3 protein-coding genes are annotated in these 7011 nt (G+C 65.6%); all 3 read left to right on the plus strand.

The window, feature by feature from the left end:
- Positions 1-2454: efflux RND transporter permease subunit (locus AAG801_RS38830; protein WP_341893223.1), on the plus strand; the 2454-nt coding region annotated here is incomplete at its 5' end.
- A gap of 628 nt (positions 2455-3082) precedes the next feature.
- Positions 3083-6346, plus strand: coding sequence for an efflux RND transporter permease subunit (locus AAG801_RS38835; RefSeq protein WP_341893224.1), 3264 nt, complete (start codon positions 3083-3085; stop codon positions 6344-6346).
- Positions 6347-6357: 11 nt separating this feature from the next.
- On the plus strand, positions 6358-7011 hold a 654-nt coding region (locus AAG801_RS38840; protein WP_341893225.1), incomplete at its 3' end, for a TolC family protein.

Here is a 7011-nt window from a genome sequence, read left to right on the forward strand (position 1 = left end):
CGCGCCTACACCATCAACTCGAACGACCAGCTGCTCACGGTCGACGACTACAAGAACCTCATCGTCAGCTACAAGAACGGCGCGCCGATCCGCATGGTCGACGTGGCGCGCGTGGTCAACAGCGCCGAGAACGCACAGCTGGGTGCCTGGTCGGGGCGCAAGGTCGATGGGCAGGTGCAGCTCACGCCGGCCATCATCCTGAACGTGCAGCGCCAGCCTGGCGCCAACGTGATCGCCACCGTCAACGCCATCAAGAAGCAGCTGCCCGAACTGCAGGCCGGCCTGCCCGCGGGCTTGCAGATCGAGGTGCTGAGCGACCGCACCGCCGGCATCCGCTCGTCGGTGCAGCACGTCGAGATGGAACTGGTGCTGGCCGTGGTGCTCGTGGTGCTGGTGATCTTTGCCTTCCTGGGCAGCCTGCGCGCCACCGTCATCGCCAGCATTGCCGTGCCGATCTCGCTCATCGGCAGCTTCGGCCTGATGTACCTGCTGGGCTACAGCCTGAACAACCTGAGCCTGATGGCGCTGACCATTGCCACCGGCTTCGTGGTGGACGACGCGATCGTCATGATCGAGAACATCGCGCGCTACATCGAGGAGGGCGAAAAACCGTTGCAGGCTGCGTTCAAGGGCGCCGCGCAGATCGGCTTCACGATCATTTCGCTGACCGTGTCGCTCATCGCGGTGCTGATCCCGCTGCTCTTCATGGGCGACGTGGTGGGCCGCCTGTTCCGCGAGTTCGCGGTGACGCTGGCGATCACCATCCTGATCTCGGGCGTGGTCTCGCTCACGCTGGTGCCGATGATGTCCGCGCGCTGGCTCAAGCACGCGCCGAAGAAAGACGCGACGGGCACCGGCTTCGGTGCGCGCGCCCAGCGTTTCTTCGACGGCGTGATGGTGCGCTACGACCGCTCGCTGCACTGGGTGATCGCGCACCAGCCGCTCACGCTGCTGGTGGCGCTGCTCACCATGGTGCTGACCGTGCTGCTGTACCTCACGATCCCCAAGGGATTGTTCCCCACGCAGGATACCGGCCAGCTGCAGGCCCGCGTACAGGCCGCGCAAGACGTGTCTTTCGAGCGCATGGCGCAGCTGCAGCAGCAAGCCGCGCGCGCCATTCTTGAAGACCATGACGTCGAGAACCTCAGTTCGTTTGTCGGCGTGGACGCGGCCAACAACACGATGCTGCACACCGGCAGCATGCTCATCAACCTGACGAAGAGCCACGACAACCAGCAGGAGGTGATGGACCGCCTGCGCGATCGCGTGCGGCAGGTGGCGGGCCTCACGCTGTACCTGCAGCCCACGCAAGACCTGACCATCGATGCAGAGACAGGACCGACCGAGTACCGCGTGTCGCTGGAAGGCGTGAACAGCGCGCTCGTCACCGAGTGGATGCAGAAGCTCGTGGCGAAGCTGCAGGAATCGGACAAGGTGCGCAACGTGAGCAGCGATGCCGGCGCGCAAGGCCTGGCCGCGTATGTGAACGTGAACCGCGACACGGCGTCGCGGCTGTCGATCACTGCGAGTTCGGTGGACGACGCGCTGTACAGCGCCTTTGGTCAGCGCATCGTGTCGACCATTTTCACGGAGACGAATCAGTACCGCGTGATTCTGGAAGCGCAGCCCGGCATGGTGAACACGCCGCAGACGCTGGGGCAGTTGAACCTCATTGCGGGGTCGGGCACGGCGACGCCGTTGTCGGCTTTTGCGGAGATCAGCGAGCGGCAGGCGCCGTTGCAGATCACGCACGTGGCGCAGTATCCGGCGAGCACGTTGAACTTCGATACGGCGCCGGGGGTGTCGCTCGGTGGTTCTGTTGCGGCGATTCGCGCGGCTGCTAAAGAGATCGGGCTGCCCAGCAGTGTGACGATGACTTTTCTGGGGGCTTCGGGGGCTTATGAGAAGTCATTGTCGAATCAGCTGTGGTTGATTCTGGCGGCGGTGGTTTGCGTGTACATCGTGCTGGGGGTGCTGTACGAGAGCTATGTGCATCCGTTGACGATTTTGTCTACGTTGCCTTCTGCTGGGGTCGGTGCCTTGTTGGCGCTGATGATTACTGGCAATGATCTGGGGGTGATTGGGATCATCGGGATCATCTTGCTGATCGGCATCGTGAAGAAGAACGCGATCATGATGATCGACTTTGCTATCGATGCTGAACGGACTCAAGGGAAGTCGGCGCGGGAGGCGATTCATCAGGCTGCTCTGTTGCGGTTTCGTCCTATCTTGATGACTACGCTGGCGGCTTTGTTTGCTGCTGTGCCTTTGATGTTGAGTTTTGGGGATGGGGCTGAGTTGAGGCGTCCTCTGGGGCTTGCGATTTTTGGGGGGTTGATCGTTAGTCAGCTGCTGACTTTGTTTACTACGCCGGTTATTTATTTGGCGTTTGATCGGTTGGGTGGGGGGAGTGGGCGGCGGTCTTCTTCTGAGCTTGAGGAGGAGGCGGCTTGATTTGTTCGTTCTCCTGCTGCTTGTTTGTTTTCCGAGGCCGGGAGTTCCGCCCGGCGGCGGACTTACTTTCTTTTGCTTCGCCAAAAGAAAGTAAGCAAAGAAAAGGCGACCCCACTGTCTGCGACCCCTGCGCTTCGCTACGGGGCAACCTGCGGTGCTCGCGTTTCGCGGGGTCTCGCAGAACTCGCTTCGCTCAAACAGCTGCGAGCCCTGATCCGCGAAACGCTGCGCTCCTCGGCGCAGCCAGAGGGGAGGGGGAATCTCGGGCCTTCGCTTCGCTCGGCCTGGGAACAGCCAACAGCCAACACAAATACCAACCGCCGCAGGCGCGAAGCGCCTGCGGCGGCTTCGTGGCCGAGCGCAGCGATGGCCCGCCCGGTACCCAAACCCCTTCTGTATGCGCCGAGGAGCGCAGCGTTTCGCGGATCAGGGCTCGCCCTTGTTTGAGCGAAGCGAGTTTGGGCGAGACCCCGCGAAACGTGAGCACCGCAGGTTGCCCGAAGCGAAGCGTAGGGACGCAGACAGCAGGGTCGCCTTTCTTTTGCCTACGTTTCTTTGGCGAAGCAAAGAAAAGTAGGTCGCCCGCCGGGGCGAGACCCGGCCTCCGTCCTTCGCTGGGAGCGCAGCGGTGAATTTGTCGCGCCCCTTCGTCCGCCGCCCCATAGGCACAGTCCTGCTAACCATAGGCATCGCATTAGCAGGCATAGCCGCGTTCTTCGTCCTACCAGTCTCCCCGCTCCCCCAAGTCGACTACCCGGTCATCTCGGTTAGAGCCTCCATCCCCGGAGCAAGCCCAGAGACGATGGCCACAAGCGTAGCGACGCCACTAGAAAGACATCTAGGCACGATCGCAGGCGTCAACGAAATGACGTCCACCAGCTCGGTAGGCTCCTCCCGCGTCACCCTGCAATTCGACCTAAGCCGCAACATCGACGGCGCCGCCAGAGAAGTCCAGGCCGCCATCAACGCCAGCCGCGTCGACCTGCCTGCCACGCTAAGAAGCAACCCAACCTACCGCAAAGCCAACCCAGCAGCCTCCCCCGTCATCATCCTGGCCCTCACGTCCAAAACAAAGACCCCAGGCCAGATCTACGAAGCAGTCTCGAACATCGTCAGCCAGCGACTGTCGCAAGTAGACGGCGTAGGCGACGTAGAAATCGGCGGCGGCTCGCTCCCTGCCGTCCGCATCGAACTGCTGCCGTTCGCACTGAATCGCTACGGCATCAGCACCGACGACGTCCGCGCCGCGATCCAGGCGTCCAACGCCAACCGCCCCAAGGGCATGGTGCAAGGCGAAGGCCGCAAGCTGCAGATCTACACCCAGACCCCGGCGCTGCGCGCGAGCGACTACGCCTCGATGGTCGTGGCCTGGCGCAACGGCGCGGCGGTGCGGCTGCGCGAGGTGGCCGACGTGATCGACGGCGTGGAAGACACGCGCACGCTGGGCCTGTTCAACGGCGAGCCGGCGATCATCGTGCTGATCACGCGGCAGCCCTCGGCCAACATCATCGAGACGGTCGACAACGTGCGCGCGCTGCTGCCCGAGCTGCAGGCGCAACTGCCGCCGGACGTGACGCTGCAGGTCGCGTCGGACAGCACCAATTCCATTCGCAGCTCGCTGCGCGAGGTGGAGATGACGCTGGTCATCGCGGTGCTGCTGGTGGTGCTGGTGGTCAGCCTGTTCCTGCGCAGCGTGCGCGCGACCGTGGTGCCGGCGGTGGCGACGGTGGTGGCGCTGCTGGGCACGTTCGGGGTGATGCACCTGCTGGGCTTCAGCCTCAACAACCTGAGCCTGATGGCGCTCACCGTGGCCACAGGCTTCGTGGTGGACGATGCCATCGTGGTGTTGGAGAACACCAGCCGCCACATCGAGGCGGGCATGTCGCGCATGAAGGCGGCGCTGCTCGGCGCGCAAGAGGTGGGCTTCACTGTGCTGTCGATCAGCGTGTCGCTGGTGGCGGTGTTCATTCCGCTGCTGTTCATGGGCGGGCAGGTGGGGCGGCTGTTCCGCGAGTTCGCGGTGACGCTGTCGGCGGCGGTGCTGATCTCGCTGGTCATCTCGCTCACCACCACGCCGATGATGTGCGCGTGGATGCTCAAGCCCGGCGGCAACAACGGTCACGGCAACGGCAAGCCACCGGGCCGCCTCGGCCGCGCGGCGGAGCGCAGCTACGACTGGATGCTCAAGCGCTACGAGAGCGCGCTCGACTGGGCGCTCGACAGCAAGGCGATCGTCATGTTCGTGCTGCTGGCGGTGGTGGGGCTCAATGTCTACCTGTTCAGCGCGGCACCCAAGGGCTTCTTCCCGCAGCAGGACAGCGGCCAGCTCAACGGCGGCCTGCGCGCCGACCAGAGCATTTCGTCGCAGGCCATGGGCGCCAAGCTGCGCGAGGTGGTCGACATCATCCGCAAGGACGAGGCGGTCGACACCGTGGTGGGCTTCACGGGCGGCGGGCGGGCGGGCGGCGGCTTCATGTTCGTCAACCTGAAACCGGCCAGCCAGCGCAAGGACAGCGGCCTGGCGGTGATCGCGCGGCTGCGTCCGCAGCTGGCGCAGGTGACGGGGCTGCGCGTGTTCCTCGGCCCGGTGCAGGATGTGCGCTCGGGCGGGCGCTCCAGCAACTCCACCTATCAGTACACGCTCAAGAGCGACAGCCTGTCCGACCTGCGCACGTGGGCCGTGAAGCTGGCCGACGAGATGAAGCAGCAGCCCATGCTGACCGACATCGACACCGACCAGGACCAGAACGGCGTGGAGACGGTGGCCAAGGTCGATCCCGACAGCGCGCGGCGCCTGGGGCTGACCTCCACCGCCATCGACAACGCGCTGTACAACGCCTTCGGCCAGCGGCAGGTGGCCACGATCTACACCGAACTCAACCAGTACCACGTGGTGATGGAATGGGCACCGGCCTACACGAGCAGCCCGAACGCGCTGCGCGACGTGTACGTGCCGGCCACCCGAACCTCGGTGGTCGGTGGGCAGGCCGTGACCACGCAGGTCGCAGCAACCACATCGACAAGCAGCACGACCGCTTCCACCAGCGCCGCCGCGACGGTGCCGGTGTCGGCCAACGCCGGCCTGCGCAACGCTTCGACCGGCAACGTGCTGAGCAACACGGCCACCACGCTGGTGCCGCTGTCGGCGGTGGCGAAGTTCGAGGAGCAGTCGGTCGCGACCTCGGTGAGCCATGAAGACGGCGAGCTCGCCACCACCATCTCGTTCAACCTGGCCGAAGGCGCCAACCTTGGCGATGCGCGCGAGGCCATTGCGAAGGCCGAGGCCAACATTGCCATGCCGACGAATGTGCGCGGCGCCTTTGCCGGCACCGCGCTGAGCGCGCAGCAGTCGCAGGGCCAGCAGGTGATGCTGATTCTGGCGGCGCTGGTGGTGATCTACATCGTGCTGGGCATCCTGTACGAGAGCCTGGTGCACCCGGTGACGGTGTTGTCGACCTTGCCCTCGGCCGGCGTGGGCGCGGTGCTGGCGCTCTTGATGTTCCGCATGGAGTTTTCCATCATCGCGTTGATCGGCGTGTTCCTGCTGATCGGCATCGTGAAGAAGAACGCCATCCTGATCATCGACTTCGCGCTGGAGGCCGAACGCTCGCGCGGCCTGAGCCCGCTCGAGGCGGTGCGCGAGGCCTGCCTGCTGCGCTTCCGGCCCATCCTGATGACCACGCTGGCTGCCGCGCTCGGTGCGCTGCCGCTGGCCATCGGCTTCGGCGAGGGCGCCGAGCTGCGCCGGCCGCTGGGCGTGGCGATCATTGGCGGACTCATCGCGAGCCAGCTGCTGACGCTGCTCACCACGCCGGTGGTGTACCTGCTGCTCGACAAGCTGCGCCGCCGTGGCAAGAACGAACACGCGCTGAGCCGCGCCCCGGCCGTCTGAGACCCATGACCATGAATGCCTCCTCTTCTTCCATCGGCCCTTCACGCCGCTTCTTCGCGCTGAGCACGCTCGCGCTGGCCGCCGTGCTCGCCGGCTGCGCCGTCGGCCCGACCTACCAGCTGCCGGCATCCGCTGCGCCTGCCGGCTGGAAGGAGCAGCCCGCCGCCGATGGCTGGCTGCCCGCCGCGCCGGCCGACGCGCTCGACCGCGGCGAGTGGTGGAAGCTCTTCGGCGATGCCACGCTCGATGAACTCGCGGGGCGCGTGCAGGTGTCGAACCAGAACATCGCCGCCGCCGTTGCCAACTACACGCAGGCCCAGGCGCTGGTGCGCGAGCAGCGCGCGGGGCTGTTCCCGTCGGTGTCGTTCGACGGCAGCGGCAGGCGCTCGGGCACGGTGGGTGGCAACGCCTCGGCCAGCCCGTCGAATGCCTTCGGCGGCACGCTGGGCGCGAGCTGGACGCCCGACGTGTGGGGCCGGCTGCGCGAAACCGTGAAGAGCGCGCAGGCCAACGCACAGGCCAGCGAGGCCGACCTGGCCTCGGCGCGGCTGTCGGCCATCGGCGACCTGGCCACCAACTACTTCTCGCTGCGCGAGGCCGACGCCGAGATCGTGCTGCTCGACGAAACCATCCTCGGCTACCAGCGCGCGTTCGAGATCACAAGC

It is taken from the genome of Variovorax sp. YR752 (assembly GCF_943372545.1).